Annotated in this window: 23 protein-coding genes; 2 read left to right on the top strand and 21 right to left on the bottom strand. The window is 71.2% G+C overall.

Going from position 1 to position 20,851, the window contains the following annotated elements; translation table 11 throughout:
• Position 1: 1 nt before the first annotated feature.
• From NH287_RS10555 to pyrR, 10 genes are all read right to left on the bottom strand, one after another.
• On the bottom strand, positions 2–1,024 hold the full coding sequence (locus NH287_RS10555) for an aliphatic sulfonate ABC transporter substrate-binding protein (RefSeq protein ID WP_253035580.1): 1,023 nt from the start codon (positions 1,022–1,024) through the stop codon (positions 2–4).
• Positions 1,021–1,860, bottom strand: coding sequence for an ABC transporter ATP-binding protein (locus tag NH287_RS10550; RefSeq protein WP_253035579.1), 840 nt, complete (start codon positions 1,858–1,860; stop codon positions 1,021–1,023). The genes NH287_RS10555 and NH287_RS10550 overlap by 4 nt, the downstream gene beginning before the upstream one ends.
• A 76-nt stretch (positions 1,861–1,936) precedes the next feature.
• Entirely contained in the window at positions 1,937–2,833 is an 897-nt protein-coding gene (gmk, locus tag NH287_RS10545) for a guanylate kinase (protein ID WP_253035578.1), read from the bottom strand.
• Positions 2,826–3,689, bottom strand: coding sequence for an orotidine-5'-phosphate decarboxylase (gene pyrF, locus NH287_RS10540; protein ID WP_253035577.1), 864 nt, complete (start codon positions 3,687–3,689; stop codon positions 2,826–2,828). Before pyrF ends, gmk begins: the two co-directional genes overlap by 8 nt.
• Positions 3,686–6,973: a carbamoyl-phosphate synthase large subunit gene (gene carB, locus NH287_RS10535; RefSeq protein WP_253035576.1), complete on the bottom strand. Its 3,288-nt coding sequence runs from the start codon at positions 6,971–6,973 to the stop codon at positions 3,686–3,688. The genes pyrF and carB overlap by 4 nt, the downstream gene beginning before the upstream one ends.
• Complete coding sequence (gene carA / locus NH287_RS10530; RefSeq protein WP_253035575.1) at positions 6,966–8,129, bottom strand: glutamine-hydrolyzing carbamoyl-phosphate synthase small subunit; 1,164 nt, start codon at positions 8,127–8,129, stop codon at positions 6,966–6,968. Before carA ends, carB begins: the two co-directional genes overlap by 8 nt.
• Entirely contained in the window at positions 8,126–8,659 is a 534-nt protein-coding gene (locus NH287_RS10525; protein ID WP_253035574.1) for a hypothetical protein, read from the bottom strand. The genes carA and NH287_RS10525 overlap by 4 nt, the downstream gene beginning before the upstream one ends.
• Entirely contained in the window at positions 8,656–9,960 is a 1,305-nt protein-coding gene (locus tag NH287_RS10520) for a dihydroorotase (protein ID WP_253035573.1), read from the bottom strand. Before NH287_RS10520 ends, NH287_RS10525 begins: the two co-directional genes overlap by 4 nt.
• Positions 9,957–10,928 (bottom strand): aspartate carbamoyltransferase catalytic subunit, encoded by a 972-nt coding sequence (locus tag NH287_RS10515; RefSeq protein WP_253035572.1) that lies wholly within the window; start codon positions 10,926–10,928, stop codon positions 9,957–9,959. The genes NH287_RS10520 and NH287_RS10515 overlap by 4 nt, the downstream gene beginning before the upstream one ends.
• Complete coding sequence (gene pyrR / locus NH287_RS10510; RefSeq protein WP_217531933.1) at positions 10,925–11,455, bottom strand: bifunctional pyr operon transcriptional regulator/uracil phosphoribosyltransferase PyrR; 531 nt, start codon at positions 11,453–11,455, stop codon at positions 10,925–10,927. The genes NH287_RS10515 and pyrR overlap by 4 nt, the downstream gene beginning before the upstream one ends.
• 108 nt (positions 11,456–11,563) lie before the next feature.
• Here pyrR and NH287_RS10505 point away from each other — a divergent pair, with 108 nt between their 5' ends.
• Both NH287_RS10505 and NH287_RS10500 read left to right on the top strand, forming a co-directional pair.
• Complete coding sequence (locus NH287_RS10505) at positions 11,564–12,082, top strand: hypothetical protein (RefSeq protein ID WP_253035571.1); 519 nt, start codon at positions 11,564–11,566, stop codon at positions 12,080–12,082.
• A gap of 166 nt (positions 12,083–12,248) precedes the next feature.
• Positions 12,249–13,061 carry an endonuclease domain-containing protein gene (locus NH287_RS10500; RefSeq protein WP_253035570.1) on the top strand — a complete coding sequence of 271 codons (813 nt, stop codon included), beginning with the start codon at positions 12,249–12,251 and terminating at the stop codon, positions 13,059–13,061.
• 115 nt (positions 13,062–13,176) lie between these two features.
• On the opposite strand, the gene nusB is transcribed toward NH287_RS10500, so the two are convergent.
• The 11 genes from nusB to NH287_RS15455 form a co-directional block, all read right to left on the bottom strand.
• A complete protein-coding gene (nusB, locus tag NH287_RS10495; RefSeq protein ID WP_253035569.1) occupies positions 13,177–13,584 on the bottom strand; it encodes a transcription antitermination factor NusB in 408 nt (135 codons plus the stop codon).
• 7 nt (positions 13,585–13,591) lie between these two features.
• Entirely contained in the window at positions 13,592–14,152 is a 561-nt protein-coding gene (gene efp / locus NH287_RS10490) for an elongation factor P (protein WP_217531939.1), read from the bottom strand.
• Between the two features lie 91 nt (positions 14,153–14,243).
• A complete protein-coding gene (locus NH287_RS10485) occupies positions 14,244–14,687 on the bottom strand; it encodes a type II 3-dehydroquinate dehydratase (RefSeq protein ID WP_217531941.1) in 444 nt (147 codons plus the stop codon).
• Between the two features lie 9 nt (positions 14,688–14,696).
• Positions 14,697–15,230 (bottom strand): GNAT family N-acetyltransferase, encoded by a 534-nt coding sequence (locus NH287_RS10480; protein ID WP_253035568.1) that lies wholly within the window; start codon positions 15,228–15,230, stop codon positions 14,697–14,699.
• A complete protein-coding gene (gene aroB / locus NH287_RS10475) occupies positions 15,227–16,306 on the bottom strand; it encodes a 3-dehydroquinate synthase (protein WP_253035567.1) in 1,080 nt (359 codons plus the stop codon). Before aroB ends, NH287_RS10480 begins: the two co-directional genes overlap by 4 nt.
• Entirely contained in the window at positions 16,303–16,848 is a 546-nt protein-coding gene (locus NH287_RS10470; RefSeq protein ID WP_253035566.1) for a shikimate kinase, read from the bottom strand. The genes aroB and NH287_RS10470 overlap by 4 nt, the downstream gene beginning before the upstream one ends.
• Positions 16,835–18,061, bottom strand: coding sequence for a chorismate synthase (gene aroC, locus NH287_RS10465; protein ID WP_253035565.1), 1,227 nt, complete (start codon positions 18,059–18,061; stop codon positions 16,835–16,837). The genes NH287_RS10470 and aroC overlap by 14 nt, the downstream gene beginning before the upstream one ends.
• Positions 18,062–18,065: 4 nt before the next feature.
• Positions 18,066–18,896, bottom strand: coding sequence for a shikimate dehydrogenase (locus tag NH287_RS10460; RefSeq protein WP_253035564.1), 831 nt, complete (start codon positions 18,894–18,896; stop codon positions 18,066–18,068).
• Entirely contained in the window at positions 18,896–20,248 is a 1,353-nt protein-coding gene (gene mltG, locus NH287_RS10455) for an endolytic transglycosylase MltG (protein WP_253035563.1), read from the bottom strand. Before mltG ends, NH287_RS10460 begins: the two co-directional genes overlap by 1 nt.
• A gap of 20 nt (positions 20,249–20,268) precedes the next feature.
• On the bottom strand, positions 20,269–20,721 hold the full coding sequence (ruvX, locus tag NH287_RS10450; protein WP_253035562.1) for a Holliday junction resolvase RuvX: 453 nt from the start codon (positions 20,719–20,721) through the stop codon (positions 20,269–20,271).
• Positions 20,718–20,837: a DHHA1 domain-containing protein gene (locus NH287_RS15455; protein WP_374209382.1), complete on the bottom strand. Its 120-nt coding sequence runs from the start codon at positions 20,835–20,837 to the stop codon at positions 20,718–20,720. The genes ruvX and NH287_RS15455 overlap by 4 nt, the downstream gene beginning before the upstream one ends.
• Positions 20,838–20,851: the final 14 nt, after the last annotated feature.

Raw genomic sequence — 20,851 nt, 5'->3', positions numbered from 1 at the left:
ATCAGCCCGCGGCCTTCTCGGCGAACGTCGGCTCGATGATCGTGTCGAGCGCCGTGTCCACGGCATCCTGCCCACCGGTCACCGCGTCGGAGTCGACGAGCACCGGAGCGATCTTCTTCAGGACCGCCAGCTGGGCGTCGCCGGGGATGCCGCTGACGTCGAGGTTCGAGCGCTCGGAGATGACGGTGGTCGCGACGACGGGGTCGATCCCGGCGACCTCGGCGAGGAGCGCCGCGGTCTCGTCTGGGTTCGCCAGAGCCCACTCGCGGGCCTCCTCGTACGCGTCGACGACGACCTGCGCGACGTCGGCGTGGTCGGTGAGGAACTCCTCGGTCGCGTTGAGGAAGCCGTACGAGTTGAAGTCGACGTTCCGGTAGATCAGCTTGTCGCCCGATTCGACCTCGGCGGCCGCCATGATCGGGTCGAGACCGGCCCACGCGTCGACCGATCCGCCGTCGAGGGCCGAGCGGCCGTCGGCGTGCTGCAGGTTCTGCACCTCGACGTCCGAGACGCCGAGTCCGGCCGTCTCGAGCGCCTGCAGCAGGAAGAAGTACGGGTCGGTGCCGCTGGTGGCCGCGACCTTCTTGCCCTTCAAGTCGGCGATCGAGGTGATGTCGCTGTCGGGGCCGACGACGATCGCCGACCATTCGGGCTGCGAGTAGACGTCGATGACCTTGATCGGCGAACCGTTGGCGCGGGCCAGCAGCGCGGCGGAGCCGGCCGTGGAGCCGACGTCGAGCGAACCGGCACGCAGCAGCTCGTTGGCCTTGTTCGACCCGGCGGACTGCGTCCACTCGACGTCGACGTCGTCGCCGAGCGCCTTCTCGATGAGGGCCTGGTCCTTCACGACGAGGCTCAGCGGGTTGTAGGTCGCGAAGTCGATCGACAGCGTGTCGGTGGACCACTCTCCCGTGCTCTCGGTGGTGGAGGCGGCGTTCTCGCCGGCGAGGCACCCCGTGGCCATGAGCATCACCGCTCCCGCCACGACGATCGTGGGGACGGTGCGGCGGATGACGGTGCTCATCGGGTCTCCTGAGGGGTTGAGCGGTGGGTGTCGACGCCGAGTCCGTCGAGGAGCTCGGCGCGGAGGTCCGTGAAGCCGCGATCGGCGCGGTCACGGGGGCGGATGCCGGGAACCTCGATCACGCGTGCGATCGAGGATTCCCGGGATCCGGCGTCGATCGCGCGCAGCTGCAGCACGCGGTCGGCGAGGTAGAGGGCCTCCTCGACGTCGTGCGTCACGAGGACGACGGTCGTCGGTTCGGCGGAGTGGATGTCGAGGAGGAGATCCTGCATCCGCAGCCGCGTGAGCGCGTCGAGGGCGCCGAACGGCTCGTCGAGCAGCAGCACCTCGGGTCCGCGGGCGAGGGCGCGCGCGAGGGATGCGCGCTGCGCCATCCCCCCGGAGACCTCGCTCGGTCGACGCGTCGCGGCGGAGGTCAGCCCCACGAGGTCGAGCAGCTCGGCGACGCGGGCTCTCGTCGCGGCGCGCGCGGTGCCGCGCGGCATCCCGAGTTCGACGTTCTCGGCGATGCTGCGCCACGGCAGCAGGCGCGGCTCCTGGAAGGCCACGGCGGTGCGCTCGTCGGTGTCGCGGAGCGGCGTGCCGTCGAGCGTCACCGACCCCGCGGTCGGGGTGTCGAGGCCTGCCAGCAGACGCAGGAGCGTGGACTTGCCGCACCCGGACGGACCGACCACGGCGACGATCTCCCCGGGGTCGATCGTCAGGTCGACGCCGCGGAGCACCGAGACGGCGCCGTTCGCGCCGGCGAAGGTGCGTTCCACACCCGCGAGCGACACCGCCCCGGGTGCCGAGGCGGGACTCGACGCAGGCGCGGTGGCGGTCAGGACGGTGGACATGCGTCCAGCTTTCCGGACCGCCGCCGTCCCGCCTCATCGGCTGTAACGGTCTGAAACGAATCGTTCCCAGCGGGCGTCAGCGGGCGAGGTCCGCCACTTCGGCGGCAGCCCGGGCGACGTCGTCGTTCACGACGCGGTAGTCGAACTCGCCCTGCGAGGCCAGCTCGACCCGGGCGGTCTTCAGGCGGCGTGCCCGCTCCTCCTCGCCCTCGGTGCCCCGCCCCACGAGGCGGTTCACGAGCTCGTCCCAGCTCGGCGGCAGAAGGAAGACGAGCGTCGCGTCCGGCGCGGCGGCCCGCACCTGACGCGCACCCTGCAGGTCGATCTCGAGCAGCACCGTCCGTCCTTCGGCGAGGGCGGCGTCGATGGGACGACGCGGCGTGCCGTACCGGTAGGCGTTGTGGACCGTCGCGTGCTCGAGGAGCTCGCCGTCGCGCACCATCCGGTCGAACTCCGCGTCGTCGACGAAGAAGTAGTGCTCCCCCTCGACCTCGCCCGGCCGGGGCGGCCGCGTCGTGGCCGAGACCGACAGCAGGATCTCGGGGTGGTGCTCCTTGATGTGCGCGGCGACGGTGCCCTTGCCGACCGCGGTCGGGCCGGCCAGGACGATCAGCCGACTGCGCTCGGCGCGCGCGCGGGGCTCGGGCAGCCGGCGGTCGAGGTACTCCTGCAGCACCTGGCGCTGACGGATGCCGAGACCGCCGATCTTCTTCACCGGTGCGATCTGCAGGTCGGTCAGGATCCGGTCGCGCTTGCCCTCGCCGATGGCGGGGATCGCGGTCAGGAATTCGGTCACGCGCATGGCGGCCGCCGCGGACTGGGGCTCGGCCCACGCGCGTCGCAGGAGGTCCTGCGGGCTGATGACGCGCGTCGAGACGTCGCGCTTGAGCGCGGCACGCTCGCGGCGTGCCGCGACTGCGCGTCGCGATGCGGCGGCGCGGTCGACCTCGGGAGGGGTGCGGGAGTCAGGCATGTCGTGCGTCCTGGAGTTCGGAGTTGTGGGTGTCGATGGCCGCGCCGATCCCGTCGGGACCCGCGCCGAGGATGCTGCGGCTCGCACTGGCGAGCACCTGCCGGGCGAGCGGACCGAACCGCTCGGTGAGGTCGCGCAGGCGGGCACCCTGCGCGCCGAACCCCGGGGCAAGGATCGATGCGCGGTGCAGCGAGGCATCCGACAGTCCGAGGTCGGCGCGTTCCACTGTAGCCCCGACGACGAACCCCACCGGCCCGAACCTGTCGTCCCCGACGACCGCCGAGGCGTTCGCGGCTCCGGCACGCTGGGCGACCCAGTCAGCCACCGTCTGGCCGCGCTCCGCGTCGACCGCCGTGACCTCGGCGGACTGGAGGCCGGCCGCCTCGGGGTTGCTCGTCGCGGCGAGGACGTACACGCCCTTGCCCGCACGCACGGCGGTCGCGATCGTGCCGCGCAGCGAGTCCGGGCCGAGGTATGGGCTGACCGTCACGGCATCCGATTCCAACGGGGACCCGGCTGCGAGCCACGCCTCGGCGTAGCCGTCCATCGTCGTGCCGATGTCGCCGCGCTTGGCGTCGGCGATCACGACGAGGCCCGCCGCGCGCGCCGTGCCGATGACCTCCTCGAGGGCGGCGAACCCGGCCGACCCGTAGCGCTCGAAGAACGCCACCTGCGGCTTCACAACGCCGACGCGGGTGCGCGCGGCATCCACCACCCGCAGGCCGAACTCGCGGACACCCGCAGCGGATGCCGGGAGCCCCCACGCGTCCAGGAGGGACGCGTGGGGGTCGATCCCGACGCACAGCGGGCCTCGGGCGTCGACCGCCGCGGCCAGCCGTGAACCGAATGAGGTCACACCGCCGCCTTCCGGTCGGCGGCGTACTCCTGGAGGCTCCGAACCGCGAAGCCCTCGCGGAGGACCGGCATGGCCGATACCGCGGCACCGAGGACGGCCATCGTCGTGAACAGCGCCTTGTCGGCGGCCACGGCGGCGGCGCGGATCTCGTACCCGTCGGCGCGGGCGATGCCGCCCGAGGGCGTGTTCACGACGATGTCGATCTCGCCGGCGTTGATGAGGTCGACGACGTTCGACTCACCGGAGTCCTGCGTCTCGGAATACTTCGAGACGACCTCCACCCGGATGCCGTTGCGGGCGAGGATCTCGGCCGTGCCCTCGGTGGCGATGAGCGTGTAGCCGAGTTCCTGCAACCGGTGGGCGGGCAGGATGACGGCGCGCTTGTCGTCGTCGGCGACCGACAGGAACACGGTGCCCGAGGTCGGCATCCCGCCGTACGCAGCCGCCTGGCTCTTCGCGAACGCCGTCGGGAAGTCGCGGTCGATGCCCATGACCTCACCCGTCGAGCGCATCTCGGGGCCGAGCACCGAGTCGACGGTTCGACCGTCGGCGGTGCGGAACCGCTTGAAGGGCAGCACGGCTTCCTTCACCGCGACGGGGGCGTCGAGCGGAACGCGCGAGCCGTCCTGCTCGGGCAGGAGGCCTTCGGCGATGAGCTCGGCGATCGACGCGCCCGCCATGATGCGGCTGGCGGCCTTGGCCATCGGGATGCCGAGGGCCTTGGACACGAACGGCACGGTGCGCGATGCGCGCGGGTTGGCCTCGATGACGTACAGGACGCCGGCCGAGACCGCGAACTGCACGTTCAGCAGGCCCCGTACCCCGACGCCCTCGGCGATCGCGTGGGTCGCGGTGCGCACGCGGTCGATCTCGCCGCGTCCGAGCGACATCGGCGGCAGGGTGCACGACGAGTCGCCGGAATGGATGCCGGCCTCCTCGAGGTGCTCCATGACGCCGCCGATGTAGAGCTGCTCGCCGTCGAAGAGCGCGTCGACGTCGATCTCCACGGCGTCGTCGAGGAAGCGGTCCACGAGCAGCGGCGCGTCCTCGCGGATGATCGCCTGGTCGGCGATGCGGACGAAGTAGTCGCGCAGGCTCGCGGTGTCGTAGACGATCTCCATGCCGCGTCCGCCGAGCACGAAGCTCGGGCGCACCAGGACGGGGTAACCGATCTCCTCGGCGATCGCGATCGCGCCCGCCTCGTCGGTGGCCGTGCCGTGGCGCGGCGCCATGAGTCCCGCCCGGTCGAGCAGCTGCGAGAACTGCTCGCGCTCCTCGGCGATGTCGATCGCGGCGGGCTTCGTGCCGAGGATCGTGTAGCCGGCGGCCTCGATCCCCTTCGCGAGTCCGAGCGGGGTCTGACCGCCGAGCTGGCAGACGACGCCGACGATCTCGCCCGACTGCGCCTCGGCGTGCAGGACCTCGAGGACGTCCTCGAGCGTGAGCGGCTCGAAGTAGAGCCGGTCGCTCGTGTCATAGTCGGTCGAGACCGTCTCGGGGTTGCAGTTGACCATGATGGTCTCGAAACCGGCATCCGACAGCGCGAAGGACGCATGGACGCACGAGTAGTCGAACTCGACGCCCTGGCCGATGCGGTTCGGGCCCGAGCCGATGATGACGACCTTGCGGCCCTCGCTCGGCGTGACCTCGGTCTCGCGGTCGTACGAGGAGTAGTGGTACGGCGTGAGGGCCGGGAACTCGCCCGCGCACGTGTCGACGGTCTTGTAGACCGGGCGCAGTCCGATGCCGTGACGGATGCCGCGCACCTCCGCTTCGCCGATGCCGCGGATCTCCGCGATCTGGGCGTCGCTGAAGCCGTGGTCCTTCGCGAGGCGCAGGACATCCTCGGTCAGGTCGGCGGCCTCGCGGATGTACTCGGCCACCTCGTTGATGAGGATCATCTGGTCGAGGAACCACGGGTCGATTGCCGTCGCCTCGAACGCCTGCTCGAGCGTCGCGCCCTTGCGGAGCGCCTGTTGCAGCACGACGATCCGGCCGTCGGTCGGGGTCTTCGCGATCTCGAGGAGCTCCTCCACCGAGCGCTCCTCGGCGCCCCAGTGGAAGCTCGAACCGCGCTTCTCGAGGGAGCGCAGCGCCTTCTGCAGGGCCGTCGTGTAGTTGCGGCCGATCGCCATCGCCTCACCCACCGATTTCATGGTGGTCGTCAGCGTCGTGTCGGCGGCGGGGAACTTCTCGAAGTTGAAGCGGGGCACCTTGACGACGACGTAGTCGAGCGTCGGCTCGAAGCTCGCCGGCGTCGCCTTCGTGATGTCGTTGGGCACCTCGTCGAGGCGGTAGCCGATCGCGAGCTTCGCGGCGAGCTTGGCGATCGGGAAGCCGGTTGCCTTCGAGGCGAGGGCCGACGAGCGCGAGACACGCGGGTTCATCTCGATGACGATGATGCGGCCGGTCTGCGGGTCGACGGCGAACTGGATGTTGCAGCCGCCGGTGTCGACGCCGACGGCGCGGATGATGTCGATGCCGATGTCGCGGAGCTTCTGGTACTCGCGGTCGGTCAGCGTCAGTGCCGGCGCCACGGTGATCGAGTCGCCCGTGTGCACGCCGACCGGGTCGACGTTCTCGATCGAGCACACGACGACCGTGTTGTCGGCGGTATCGCGCATGAGCTCGAGCTCGTACTCCTTCCATCCGAGGATCGACTCTTCCAGGAGCACCTCGGTCGTGGGAGAGTCGCGCAGGCCCGCGCCGCCGATGCGGCGGAGGTCCTCCTCGTCGTACGCGAAGCCGGAGCCCAGCCCGCCCATCGTGAAGGAGGGACGGACCACGAGCGGGTACCCGAGCTCGGCGGCACCGGCGAGCAGGTCGTCCATGGTGTGCGCGATGACGCTGCGGGCGACATCGGCGCCGGACTCGAGGACGAGCTCCTTGAAGACCTGGCGGTCCTCGCCCTTGCGGATCGCGTCGACCTTCGCGCCGATGAGCTCGACGCCGTATTTCTCGAGGATGCCGCGGTCGTGCAGCGCCATCGCGGCGTTGAGCGCCGTCTGGCCGCCGAGGGTCGGGAGGATCGCGTCGGGCTTCTCCTTGGCGATGATGGTCTCGATAACCTCGGGAGTGATCGGCTCGACGTAGGTCGCGTCGGCGAAGTCGGGGTCGGTCATGATCGTGGCCGGGTTCGAGTTCACCAGGATGACGCGCACGCCCTCCTCGCGGAGGACCCGGCACGCCTGGGTGCCGGAGTAGTCGAACTCGCAGGCCTGACCGATGACGATCGGGCCCGATCCGATGACGAGGACGCTGTTGATGTCGTCGCGCTTAGGCATTCTGGGTCGTCTCCTGAGTGGCGATCACGAGGTCGCGGAAGCGGTCGAAGAGGTAGTTGGCGTCGTGCGGGCCGGCGGCGGCCTCGGGGTGGTACTGCACGCTGAACGCCGGGAGGTCGAGGGCGCGCAGGCCCTCCACCACGTTGTCGTTGAGACCGACGTGGCTCACCTCGACGCGGCCGTAGCCGTTCGGGCTGTCGATGACGCCCTCAATGGGCGCGTCCACGGCGAACCCGTGGTTGTGCGCCGTGATCTCGACGCGACCGGTCGTCTTGTCGAGGACGGGCTGGTTGATGCCGCGGTGCCCGAAGGGCAGCTTGTACGTGCCGAACCCGAGAGCGCGGCCGAACAGCTGGTTGCCGAAGCAGATGCCGAAGAAGGGCAGGCGCGCATCCAGCACCTCGCGCAGCAGCGCGACGTGACGGTCGGATGCCGCGGGGTCGCCGGGGCCGTTCGAGTAGAAGACCGCCACCGGGTCGATCGCCTGGATGTCGGCGAACGTGATCGACTGCGGGAGGACGTGCACCTCGAATCCGCGGGCGGCGAGGTTGTTCACGGTGGCCTGCTTGACGCCGAGGTCGAGGATCGCGAGGTTGCCGATCTTCTCGCCCACCGCCGGGGTCACCTCGGCGGCGGCGACCGAGACGTCGGCGGACAGGTTCTGCCCGCTCATCTCGGGCGCCTCGCGCACGATGCGCAGTTGCTCGTCGTCGGTGAGGGATGCGGCATCCCCCGAGAACACGCCTCCGCGCATCGAGCCGGCGGAGCGGAGCACACGCGTCACCGCACGGGTGTCGACGCCGCTGATCCCGACGATGCCGTCGCGGACGAGGGCGTCCTCGAGCGAGTGGTCGGCGCGCCAGTTCGAGACGATGCGCGACGGGTCGCGGAGGACGTAGCCCGACACCCAGATGCGGCGCGACTCGTGGTCCTCGCCGTTCATGCCGGTGTTGCCGATGTGGGGCGCGGTCTGCAGGACGATCTGACCCGCGTAGGACGGGTCGGTGATCGTCTCCTGGTAACCGGTCATCGCGGTGGCGAAGACGACCTCGCCGAGGGTGGTGCCGCGCGCGCCGTAGGCGTGACCGGGGTGGCGGGAACCGTCTTCGAGGACGAGGACGGCGGGTTCGGGAGCCTGGAATCTCTGAATGCTCATGCGTCGCTTCCGGGAGTCTGCTGGGGGGAGGTGGGAGTGGGGGTGGCGGGGAGGATCCCGGCGATCGCGTCGGCGAGCGAGCGGGCCGAGGTGTCCTGCGGGCGGAGGTAGCTGTCGACGAGAGTGCCCTCGGGCGTCGTCCACGCGACGCGGACGAGCCCGTCGCGCTCGACGACCCGGTCGATGGCGACCGTGGCCTGTCCCGCGTCGACGAGGCGGTCCGCCGCGAGGAAGACGCGCGGCTGGCCGGTCAGATCGAGCGCGACGCCGCGGTCGGTGACGGTGACGTCGACGCGCGAGCGGAAGGCGAGCCCGCGGATCGCGAGCCGCTCGAGCGGCTCGTCGTGGCGCGTCGTCGCGACGTACAGTCCCTCGGACCGCAATCGCGTCGTGGCGCCGGCCGGTGCCTCGCCGACGGGAGCGGTCAGGCCCGCATCCCGCCGGGATCGTCGTCGCCACGCGAGGAGGCCCGCGAGGATCAGGAGCGCCGCGACCGCCGCCATGATGAGGCCGGCGGCCTCGCGGCTCACGGGGCGACCTCGTCGACGACGACGCCGTCCGCCACGGTCTGTCGCCCGCGGAAGAACGTCGCACGCACCTCGCCCGGCAGCTCCCGCCCGAGGTAGGGCGAGTTGACGCTCCGGCCCCGCAGGTCGTCGGTGCCGAACACGCGGACCGGGTTCGCGTCGTAGAGGGTGAGGGATGCCGGGGCGCCGACCGCGAGCGGCGTGCCGGCGTCGGCGAGGCGGCCGATGCGGGCCGGAGCGGTCGACATGACGCGCGCCACGTCGGCCCACTCCAGCAGACCGGTCTCGATCATCGCGGCGTGAACGACGCGGAGCGCCGATTCGAGCCCCACCATGCCGTTCGCCGCCGCCTGCCACTCGCACGTCTTCGCCTCGGCGGGGTGCGGCGCGTGGTCGGTCGCGACGATGTCGATCGTGCCGTCGGCGAGACCCTCGCGAACGGCCATCACGTCCTCGTCGCGCCGCAGCGGCGGGTTCACCTTGAACCGCGGGTCGTAGCCGCGGACGAGCTCCTCGGTGAGCAGCAGGTGGTGGGGCGTGACCTCGGCGGTCACGTGGATGCCGCGCTTCTTGGCCCACCGGATGAGGTCGACCGATCCCGCGGTGGAGAGGTGGCACACGTGCAGGCGCGATCCGACGTGCTCGGCCAGCAGCACGTCGCGGGCGATGATCGACTCCTCGGCGACCGCCGGCCAGCCGGTCAGCCCGAGCTCCGCCGAGACGGTGCCCTCGTTCATCTGCGCGCCCTCGGTGAGCCGCGGGTCCTGCGCGTGCTGCGCGACGACGCCGTCGAAGGACTTCACGTACTCCAGCGCGCGCCGCATGATGAGCGGGTCGTAGACGCAGAAGCCGTCGTCGCTGAAGACGCGGACGCGGGCACGCGACGACGCCATGGCGCCGAGCTCGGCGAGCCGCTCCCCCTTCTGCCCGACCGTGACGGCGCCGATCGGCTGCACGTGGACGTAGCCCGCGGCCTCGCCGAGGGCGAGCTCCTGTTCGACGACGCCGGCCGTGTCGGCGACGGGTGAGGTGTTCGGCATCGCGAAGACGGTCGTGTAGCCGCCCGCGGCAGCCGCCCGCGATCCGGTGAGGATCGTCTCGGACGCCTCGTAGCCGGGCTCGCGGAGGTGGGTGTGCAGGTCGACGAGTCCCGGCAGCGCGATCAGGCCGTCGGCATCCACCGTCCGCGCCCCGGCGGCGCTGAGTCCGGAACCCAGCTCGGCGATGACACCGTCCCGGATCAGGATGTCGGCGGCGATGCCGCCGTCGATCCGCGCTCCGCGGATGAGGGTGGTCTCGGTCATCGGGCCTCCTCCTGTGCGTCGTGGGTGGGTCGCTCCCCCGCCAGGAGCAGGTAAAGCGCCGCCATGCGCACCGACACCCCGTTCGCGACCTGTTCGAGAACGGTCGAGCGTGGCGAATCGGCGGCGTCGGCGGAGATCTCCAGACCCCGGTTCATGGGTCCGGGATGCAGGACAATGCTATCGGTCGGCAGGGCGGCCATCCGCGCGGCATCCAATCCCCAGCGCCGCGAATACTCCCGCTCAGTCGGGAAATAGGCGGCATTCATCCGCTCGAGCTGGATGCGGAGCATCATGACCGCGTCGGGGGCGTCGGCGATGGCCTGATCGAGGTCGTAGAGGACGGTGACCGGCCACGCCGTCACGTCCTGCGGGACGAGGGTCGGCGGCGCGACGAGGGTGACGCGCGCCCCGAGGGTCGTGAGCAGCCAGACGTTCGACCGGGCGACGCGTGAGTGCAGGATGTCGCCGACGATCGCGACGTGCAGGCCCGACAGGTCGCGACCCCGACTGTCGTCGCCGAAGAAGCGCTTGCGGATCGTGAAGGCGTCGAGCAGCGCCTGCGTCGGGTGCTCGTGGGTCCCGTCACCCGCGTTCAGGACGCCGGCGGAGATCCATCCGCTCGTCGCGAGCGTGTGGGGGGCACCGGAGGCGCCGTGGCGGATGACGACGGCGTCGGCCCCCATCGCCTGCAGGGTCTGGGCGGTGTCCTGGAGCGACTCGCCCTTGGAGACGGACGACCCCTTCGCGGAGAAGTTGATGACGTCGGCGGAGAGTCGCTTGGCCGCCGCCTCGAAGGAGATGCGGGTGCGGGTCGAGTCCTCGAAGAAGAGGTTCACGACCGTCTTGCCGCGGAGTGTCGGGAGCTTCTTGATCTCGCGCGACTGCGTGTCGCGCATGTCCTCGGCGACGTCGAGGATGCGGAGGGCGGCGGCGCGGCCGAGCGTACGGGTGTCGAGCAGGTGCCTCATGACGCGATCGTCACCTCCTCGGCGCCGTCGACGTCGGCGAGGCGGACGTTGACGCGCTCGTCGCGCGAGCTCGGCAGGTTCTTGCCCACGAAGTCGGGCCGGATCGGCAGTTCGCGGTGACCGCGGTCGACGAGGATCGCGAGCCGCACGGCGGCGGGACGGCCGATGTCCTGCAGCGCGTCGAGCGCCGCGCGAATGGACCGCCCCGAGAAGAGCACGTCGTCGACCAGGACGACCGTCTTGGCGTCGATCCCGCCGGCGGGGATCTCCGTCGGGCGCGGGGTGCGGGTCGGGTTGCGGTGCAGATCGTCGCGATACATGGTCACGTCGAGTGCGCCGACCGGGACGGTGGCCCCGGTGAACGAGGCGATGAGTGACGCGATCCGCTCGGCGAGGGTGACGCCGCGGGTGGGGATCCCGAGGAGCACGAGCCCGTCGGGGCCCTTGTTCGACTCGAGGATCTCGTGAGAGATGCGCGTGAGTGCGCGGGCGATGTCGCTGTCGTGCAAGACGATGCGCGAAGTCATCCGCCGCTCCCTTCTCCGCCTCACAGGACGGTGTTAAAGGTTGCTTGTGTGCGACCAGTCTAACGGGGTGCGTGCGCTCGGCATGCCAGGATGACTCCGGGGGAAGACATGGCACCTGTACGCACGACCATCGTGGTGACCGGGACGGTCCTCGTCGTTCTGTACGCGCAGCTGATGTACGTCGTCACCCAGATCCTCACACCGCTGTCGACCGTGCCGGGGCGGACGCTCGGCCAGATCGCCGTCGCCGCCGAGGCGGCCGGTGAGCCCGTCTTCACGCCCCTCGCCGTCGCCCTCCCGCTCGTCGGGGTCGCGCTGGCGGCGGCCGTCCTCGTCGCCGCGATCATGTTCCCCGTGTTCCGGACGGAGTGGGTCGCGCTCGCGTACCTCGCGCTGCTCGTCTGCGGTCTGCCCGCCTACGTCGGCGTGGCCTTCGGCGTCGGGATGTCCCTCGGCGACCTCGGCGACGTGCTGCCCATCGGCGGCTCGGACTCCGAGGTCGGGCTCGTCCTCGTGAGCACGAGCTTCGTCGCCTGCTTCCTCGTCCTCGGCGTCGGGGCGGGGATCCTCGTGCACCGCGCCGGGCGCGGTGTCGGGAAGCTCGCCGCCTTCCGCCCCGCACGCTGAGATCTGCGTTCGAGCGGAGGGATGGCGGCCCGCGCGTCCGCTGGAAGGCCGATCTCCGCTCGAGGGCCGGTCCCTGGGTCCCTCCACACCCGCTGCGCACGGATCACTCGCCCACAACGACGCCCGCGAGCGTGATCGCACGCGGCCATCGGGGCACGCTCGACGGATGGATATCCGCGAATGGGTGCGGCACCGCGGCGGCGTGGTGCGGACCTCAGACCTTCGGGATGCCGGGTTCTCCCGACATCGGATCGGCACGGCGGGCCTGGAACGACCGCGCCGCGGCTGGGTCGCCGAGCAGGGAGCCGATCCGCTCCTGTACAGCGCGGCACGCGCGGGCGTGGTCCTGACGTGCGTCACGCAGGCGCGGCGGCTCGGTCTCTGGACGCTGGCCGGCTCCTCACGGCCGCACGTGGGCGCGCCACCGGCATCCGGTGCCGTTTCTGCTCGCGGCGCGCGCGTCCACTGGGGCGCGCCGCTGATCGCACGCGTGCCGGGCGCGCTGGAGGACCCCATCGAGAACGTCCTCGCGATCGTCGCGGAGTGCCGGCCGTTCGAACAGGCGCTCGCCGTCTGGGACTCCGCGCTGCGGCAGGGCCTGGTGTCCGCGGCGGTCATGCGACGCTACGCCCTCCGTCCGGCCGCGCGGCGCGTGCTCGAGGATGCCTGTGCTCACCTCGATTCCGGCCTCGAGACCTTCGTCTCGGTCCGTCTCCGCTGGATTCCGGCCACCGTCCACCCCCAGGTGTACCTGCACGGTCACCGGGTCGACTTCCTCATCGGGGCCAGGCTCGTGCTGCAGATCGACGGAGGCCATCACGTCGGAGCACAACGCGATGCCGACAACGCGCACGACACCCTCCTCGCCCTGCACGGCTACACCGTGATCCGTGTCGGGTACACCGACGTCGTGGAGCGGTGGCCCGACGTCCAGGATCGGATCCTCCGGGCGCTGGCGCAGGGCCTCCACCTCGCCTGACCGGGCTTCCGTCCGGCGGAGATCTGCGTTCCCGCGGACGGATGCCGCCGCAATCGTCCTCGCGAAGACGGATCTCCGCCCGAGCGCAGCGACGCCGCCCGGCGGCGGCCGGGGGTCAGCTCCGCGCGATGCGGGCGAGCACGCCGTGCACGAACGAGCCGGAGTCGTCGGTCGAGAACTCCTTCGCGAGCTCGACGGCCTCATCGATCGCGACGGCCGTGGGCACGTCGTCGTTGTGGAGGATCTCCCACACGCCGATGCGGAGGATCGCGCGGTCGACCGCCGGCATCCGCTCGAGCTTCCAATCGCGGGCGTGGGTGACGATCTGCTCGTCGATCTCGCTCTGCGTGTCGATGACGCCGTCGACGATCTCGCGCGCGTAGAGCCACGACGCCTCGCGGGCGGGCTCGCTCGCGGCGCGCTTCGCCTCAGCGGCGAGGGTCACGGCGAGCTCGTCGCCGCGGATGTCGGCCTGGTACAGGATGTCGAGGGCGCGCTTGCGCGCCTTACTGCGTGCGCTCATCGACGGGTCAGCTCACGCGGCCGAGGTAGTCCCCGGTGCGCGTGTCGACCTTGACCTTCGTGCCCTGCTCGACGAAGAGCGGGACCTGGATCTCGTAGCCGGTCTCGAGGGTGGCGGGCTTCGTGCCGGCCGACGAACGGTCGCCCTGCAGGCCCGGCTCGGTGTAGGTGATCTCGAGAACGACCGACGCGGGCATCTCGACGTACAGCGGGTTGCCGTTGTTCAGCGCGATCTGGACCTGCTGGTTCTCGAGCAGGTAGTTCGCGGCGTCACCGACGACCGTCGAGGACACGCTCAGCTGGTCGTAGTCCGACACGTCCATGAAGACGTAGCTGTCACCGTCGTTGTAGAGGTAGGTGAAGTCGCGGCGGTCGACGTTCTCGATCTCGATCTTCGCGCCCGCGTTGTAGGTGCGGTCGACGACCTTGCCCGAGACGACGTTCTTGAGCTTGGTGCGGACGAAGGCGCCGCCCTTGCCCGGCTTCACGTGCTGGAACTCGACGACGTTCCAGAGCTGTCCGTCGATGGACAGGACGACGCCGTTCTTGATGTCTGCAGTGGATGCCATGAGAGTGCGGTTTTCCGTTCGATGAGTTCGGGGGCCGGAGCGGCCGACGATCGATTCTACGGGATGCCGCGGCATCCGCCCCGGGAACGGGTCAGTCCGCGAGCCGGGCGAGCAACGCGCGGGTCGCCTCGGCGTACCCCGCCACCCCGCGACCGACGACGTGGACCACCGCGACGTCGGCGACGTAGGAGTGGTGGCGGAACGCCTCGCGCGCCATCACGTCGGAGATGTGCACCTCGGCGACGGGCAGGGCGACACCCGCGAGGGCGTCGCGCAGGACGACGGAGGTGTGCGTCAGTCCCCCGGGGTTGATGACGATGCCGGCGCAGTCGGTGCGTGCCGCGTGGATCGCGTCGATCAGCACACCTTCGTGGTTGCTCTGCACGGCGCGCACCTCGTAGCCGGACTCCGCCGCGGTCCTTGCGACCAGGGATTCGACGTCGGCGAGCGTCTCGGTGCCGTAGACCTCGGGTTCGCGGATGCCGAGCAGGTTCAGGTTCGGTCCGTTGACGAGCAGGAGGCGGCGGGTCGACACGTCAGCACCCTATCGGGCGGCCCGGTGCATCTGGATCTCGAACCCCGCTGCGGTGTCGACGCCGAGCCCCGTCGGCGTGAACCCGAGCCGGCGGTAGGCCGTCTGCGCCCGCGCGTTGTCGGTGTGGACGTCGAGCGTCAGTCCGTTTGCGCCCGCTTCCTCCGCCCACGCCGCGGCCACCTCCACGAGTGCGTCGAGGATGCCGCGGCCGCGGTGATCGGCGTCGACGAAGACCCCGACGAGGTCGGCCTGGGGCGCGTCGACTGCCCGGCCGAGGGTGTCGGTCGAGCCCGCCGCGCGCAGCAGCACGGTCACCGAGCCCACCCACCGCTCCCCCGCGACGGCGACGAACTGCGCGGCGTCTTCGCCCATCGCGGCATCCGCGGTGCGCTGCTGCCAGAAGTCGTCGGCCTGGCCGAGCGCCTCCTCGGCGGTGGAGAGGAAGGCGATCGATGCCGCCGGGTCCCGCAGCGCGCGGAGGCGGAGATCGCGGACCTGCCGCCACTCCTGCAAACGCACCCGCCGGACGACGGCATCCGTCACCCCGCGATCTCCTGGTACGCCGCGAACAGGATCGACTCGTCGGGCGCCTGCATGACCGTCGGCTTGCCGATCGCGTCGAGCACGATGAAGCGCAGCATCCCGCCGCGGGCCTTCTTGTCGCGCTGCATGACGCCGAGCAGGTGCTGCCACCCGTCCATGCGGTAGCTCACGGGCAGCCCGAGCAGATCGAAGATGCGGCGGTGCCGGGCGACGTCCTCGTCGGAGAGGCGGCCGGCGAGGCGCGAGAGCTCCGCGGCGTACATCATGCCGATCGAGATGGCGGCGCCGTGACGCCAGCGGTAGCGCTCGGCGTGCTCGATGGCGTGTCCGAGCGTGTGGCCGTAGTTGAGGATCTCGCGCAGGCCCGCCTCGCGGAAGTCCTCGCTCACGACGCGCGCCTTCATCTCGATGGCGAGCTCGATGCAGCGGCGGAACTCCGCCGTCGTCGGGTCGACCGCGGCCTCGGGGTCGCGCTCGACGATGTCGAGGATCTCGGGGAACCAGATGAAGCCCGCCTTGACCACTTCCGCGAAGCCCGCCACGGTCTCGTTGCGGGGCAGGGTGTCGAGCACGTCGAGGTCGCAGATCACCGACCTCGGCGCCCAGAAAGCGCCGACGAGGTTCTTCCCCTCGGCCGTGTTGACCCCGGTCTTGCCGCCGACGGCGGCGTCCACCATGCCGAGGACGGTGGTCGGGATCTGCACGATCTGCACGCCCCGCAGCCAGGATGCCGCGACGAACCCGGCGAGATCGGTGACCGCACCGCCGCCGAAGCCGATGACCGCGTCTGAGCGGGTGAAGTCGGCCTGGCCCATGACCTGCCAGCAGAAGGCGGCCACCTCGATGCGCTTGCCGTCCTCGGCATCGGGCACCTCGGCGGTCAGGACCTCGAGGGTGCCGTCGGCGAGGAGCGTCTCGCGCAGGTCGGCGGCCTTCGCGCCGAGCCGCGGCGTGTGCACGACGAGCACCTTCTTCACCGTGGGCGCGAGGTGCTCGCGGACACCGGCGAGCAGCCCGCGTCCGACGTGGATGTCGTAGGGCGTCGCTCCCGTGACGCTGATGGTGGTGTGGCTCATTCGTGTGCTCCGAAGGGGTCGGCGGAGGGGGCTGCCCACTCCGCGATGGCGGTCACGATGTTCTCGAGCGGGCCCGACGAGGTGTCGAAGGTCGCATCGGCGACCGCCTCGTAGACGGGACGCCGCTCGGCGTAGATCCGCTCCCAGCGGGCGATCGGGGTCTCGTCGCCCGCGGTGAGCAGGGGCCGGGTCGCCGCCTCGCCGAGCCGACGCGCGAGGACGCGCGGGGCGACCGTCAGGAGGGCGACCCGGTGCGCCTGCAGGCGCTCCCGGGTGGTCTCGTCGAGCACCGCGCCCCCGCCGAGCGACACGACGCCCCCGGTCTCGAGTGCCGCCGCGACGGCGTCGCGCTCGAGCACGCGGAAGTGACTCTCGCCGTGCGTCGCGAAGATGTCGGCGATCGGGCCGTGCTGACGGACGATCGCGGCGTCGGTGTCGGTGAAGCTGCGGCCCAAGCGCTTCGCGACGCGCTTGCCGACGCTCGTCTTGCCGGCCCCCATGGGGCCGATGAGGACGATCGCCTGGCGCTCAGGCGAGGTCATGCGCGAGCAGCGCCGCCTCTGACGCAGGGGTCGTCTTCAGCGTCTCGGGGATCGCCGCGAGGTAGGTCTCGAGGTTCCGCCGCGTCTCGCGCACGCTGTCGCCGCCGAACTTCTCGAGGACGGCATCGGCCAGGACGATCGCGACCATCGCCTCGGCGACGACGCCGGCCGCGGGGACCGCGCAGACGTCCGAGCGCTGGTGGTGCGCGGCTGCGGTGTCGCCGGTGGCGACGTCGACGGTGCGCAGCGCGTGCGGGACCGTCGCGATCGGCTTCATGCCCGCGCGGACGCGCAGGACGGTGCCCGTCGACATACCGCCCTCGGTGCCGCCGGCGCGGTCGGACGCGCGGGTGATGCCGTCCGCCGTCGCGAAGAGCTCGTCGTGGGCCGCGGATCCGCGGCGGCGCGTGGTCTCGAACCCGTCGCCGACCTCGACGCCCTTGATCGCCTGGATGCTCATGAGCGCCTGGGCGAGCTTGCCGTCGAGGCGGCGATCCCAGTGCACGTGCGAGCCGAGCCCCGGCGGCAGTCCGTAGGCGAGCACCTCGACGATGCCGCCGAGGGTGTCGCCGTCCTTCTTGGCGGCATCCACCTCCGCGACCATGCGCTCGGACGTCTGCGGGTCGAAGCAGCGCAGCGGATCGGCATCGAGCGTCGCGACGTCGTCCGGACCGGGGAGCGCGGAGCCCTCGGGCACCTGCACGGGACCGATCGACAGGGTGTGGCTGACGAGGCGGATGCCGAGCTCCGAGAGGAATCCGCGGGCGATCGCGCCGAGCGCGACGCGCGCCGCGGTCTCGCGGGCGCTGGCGCGCTCGAGGATGGGGCGGGCCTCGTCGAAGTCGTACTTCTGCATGCCGACGAGGTCGGCGTGGCCGGGACGGGGGCGCGTCAGAGCGGCGCCGCGCCCGCGCGAGCGCTCGGTCATCTCGACCGGCTCGGGGTTCATGACCTCGACCCACTTCGGCCACTCGGTGTTGCCGATGCGCAGGGCGATCGGGCTGCCCAGCGAGAGGCCGTGCCGCACGCCTCCGGAGAGGTTCAGCTCGTCCTCCTCGAACTTCATCCGCGACCCGCGTCCGTAGCCGAGCTTGCGGCGGGCGAGGTCGGCGCGGATCGCGTCGAGCGAGACGGGCACGCCGGAGGGCAGACCCTCCATGATGGCGACGAGTTCGGGGCCGTGGGATTCGCCGGCGGTGAGCACGCGGAGCATTGCTCTAGTCTCCCACGAGCGCGCGGCGCATGACGGCCACCACCTCGTCCTCGCGCGGCAGCGGCTGATCGACGCCCCCCGAGGCGAACGCGCGGATCTGCAGCACGGCCTGATGCAGCAGCATCCCCGCCCCGCCCTGCGCGGGCGCGCCGATGCGGTCCCACGCCCGCGACAGATCCGTCGGCCAGTGGCCGTAGACGACGTCGAGGAGTGCGCCACCGGCGGCGGCGAGACGATCCGCGACGGACTCGTCCACCGAGACGCCGCCGGGGAGCGTCGCGATCGTGACGTCCACGGACGCGTGAGTCGTCGAGTCGAGCGGCACCGCGTCGACGCGGAGCCGGAGCCGCTCCCCCAGGTCCCGCAGCGAGGCGGCCGCCGCGGGACGGCGTGCCGCGATCCACACCTGCCGCACGCCGATCTCCGACAGCGCGACGAGCGCAGCGGATGCCGTCGCCCCCGCACCGACGATGCGCGCCCGGTCGGCGGCCACGACACCGGCCTCCGCCAACGCGGCGACGATGCCCCCGGCATCCGTGTTGAAGGCATGCCACCCGGAGCCGGACCGGACGAGCGTGTTCGCCGCGCCGGTCAGTGCCGCGCGGGCGTCGTGTTGCCCGGCGGCGGCGTAGGCGACGTGCTTGAGGGGCATCGTGAGCGAGAGCCCGCGGTGCTCGGGGCCGAGCGAGGCGAGCTCATCGGCAAAGGAGGCCTCGTCGACCCGCCGCCGACCGTAGGTCCAGTCCCACCCCAGCAGCGCGTAGGCGGCCGTGTGCATCGCCGGCGACAGGCTGTGCCCGATCGGATCGCCCCAGACCTCCAGGGCGACCGGCATCAGGAGCAGCCTCCGTCGGGGTTGTCCCGGCACCACTTCTGGTACTGCGCGACGGCCTTCTCGTGCTCGGCGAAGGTCGCGGAGAACACGGTCTCGCCGGTGTCGAGGTTGACGGTGACGAAGTACTGCCACGGCCCTTCGGCAGGCTCCAGCGCCGCCTTGATGGCGAGTTCACCGGGGTTGGCGATGGGCGTCACCGGCAGGCCGGGGTTGACGTAGGTGTTCCACGGGTTGTCGTCCTCGAGCTCCTCCGCGCGCGAGCTCGTGCCACCCTCCCGATCGGCGAAGGGGTACTGCGCGGTCGAATCCATCTGCAGCTTGCCATTCGTGTCGCTGATCGACGGGTCAAGCCGATTCTCGATGACGCGCGATACCTTGTAGAAGTCGTCCTCGTAGCGGGCTTCCTTCTCGATGATCGAGGCGACGGTGAGGATGCGCTCCCGCTGGTCGGCCGGGACGCCGGCATCGTCGAGGGCTGTCACCGTCCGGTCGACCATCGCCTGGATCACCTGCGTCGCCGTGACGTCGGGGTCGAAGGTGTAGGTCGCCGGGAACAGCCAGCCCTCGAGGCTCTGCGCCTTGACACCGTAGGCGGCCGGATCCTTCACGGCGGCCTCGACGTCCTCGATGGGCAGACCGATGCCCTCGGCGATACGGGGCACCGACTGGGCGACGGTGAGCCCCTCGCGCAGCTGCGCCGTGTACTCCTGCTTGTTCGCGGGATCGAGGAGCGCCGTGAACGCCGCCTCCGAGGTCATCTTCTGCTGCAGCGAGTAGACGCCGGGCTTCAGGACGTTCGGGTCCTCGCCGCTGTCGATCAGGTACGAGTAGAACGCGTCCGAAGTCTTGGTGACACCGGCGTCGAAGAGCGTCTGAGAGATGTCGGCGCCCGTCTGACCCGAGACGATCGTGACACTCGCCTCGCCCTCGGCGAGTCCGGCGTCGAAGTCCTTCGGCTCCTCCCACCCCATGACCGCACGGATCTGGTCCTCGTAGGTGTTCCAGACGTAGAAGCCTCCCGCGGTGAGCCCGCCGAGGATCGCGAGGATGATCACGAAGACGCCCCAGGCGGCGACGCGGCTCTTCCGTCGGTCACGATCGTGTCGCTTCGTGGAGCTGGAGGGTGCGGCCAGCCCCTTCTCCTCGAAGAGGGCGTCGATCGGTGCCGTCGAGGAGACGGATGCGCGCGGCGTCGTCTGCGGCCGCGTCGGGGCGGGAGCACCCGTCGGTGCGTAACCGCTCGCGCCCTGCTGAGCCTGACGCGCGGCGCGCCGGGACACGGGTGCGCCGGTGGTCGCGGTCTCGTCCGCGGGGGCGCCGGAATGGTCGTCGCGCGAAGGCGTCTCGGGCATCGGTGGACTCCTGCGTCTTCCTACAGCGCCGCACCGGCCGGGTTACCGGTGCTCTTCTCGACGTCGATCGCCTGCTGGAGGAGAACGACCGCGGCGATCTGGTCGACAATCCTACGAGATGACTTCTGCGAACGCCCGTTCTGCCGGAGGACGGCGTTGGCCGACACGGTGCTCAGACGCTCGTCGACGAGACGCACGGGCACCTCCAGCGCTGCGTCCAGAGCGATCGCGAACTCGCGGGCGTCGGTCGTCGAGGCGGTCTCCGCTCCCCCGAGACTGATCGGCAGACCGACCAGCACCTCCACCGCGTCGTACTCACGGGCGATCTCGACGATGCGGGCGACCGAGGTCTCCGCACGCGGCACCGTCTCGACCGGAACGGCGAGCAGACCGTCGGGATCGCACCGCGCCACGCCGACACGGGCGCGCCCGACGTCGATCCCGAGGCGCACCCCGCGGCGGAACCCGCTCACGCGGCAGCGCTCTCCAGCGCCGACACGATGCCCTGCAACGCCGCCGGCAGTGCCGAGGCATCCGTCCCGCCGCCCTGCGCGACGTCGTCGCGTCCACCGCCGCCGCCGCCGAGCACACCCGCCGCGGAGC

Origin of the sequence: Microbacterium sp. CnD16-F (assembly GCF_024124465.1) — a bacterium.
Classification (GTDB): Bacteria; Actinomycetota; Actinomycetes; order Actinomycetales; family Microbacteriaceae; genus Microbacterium; species Microbacterium gawkjiense.
This window is presented reverse-complemented; position numbering and strand designations above follow the sequence as displayed.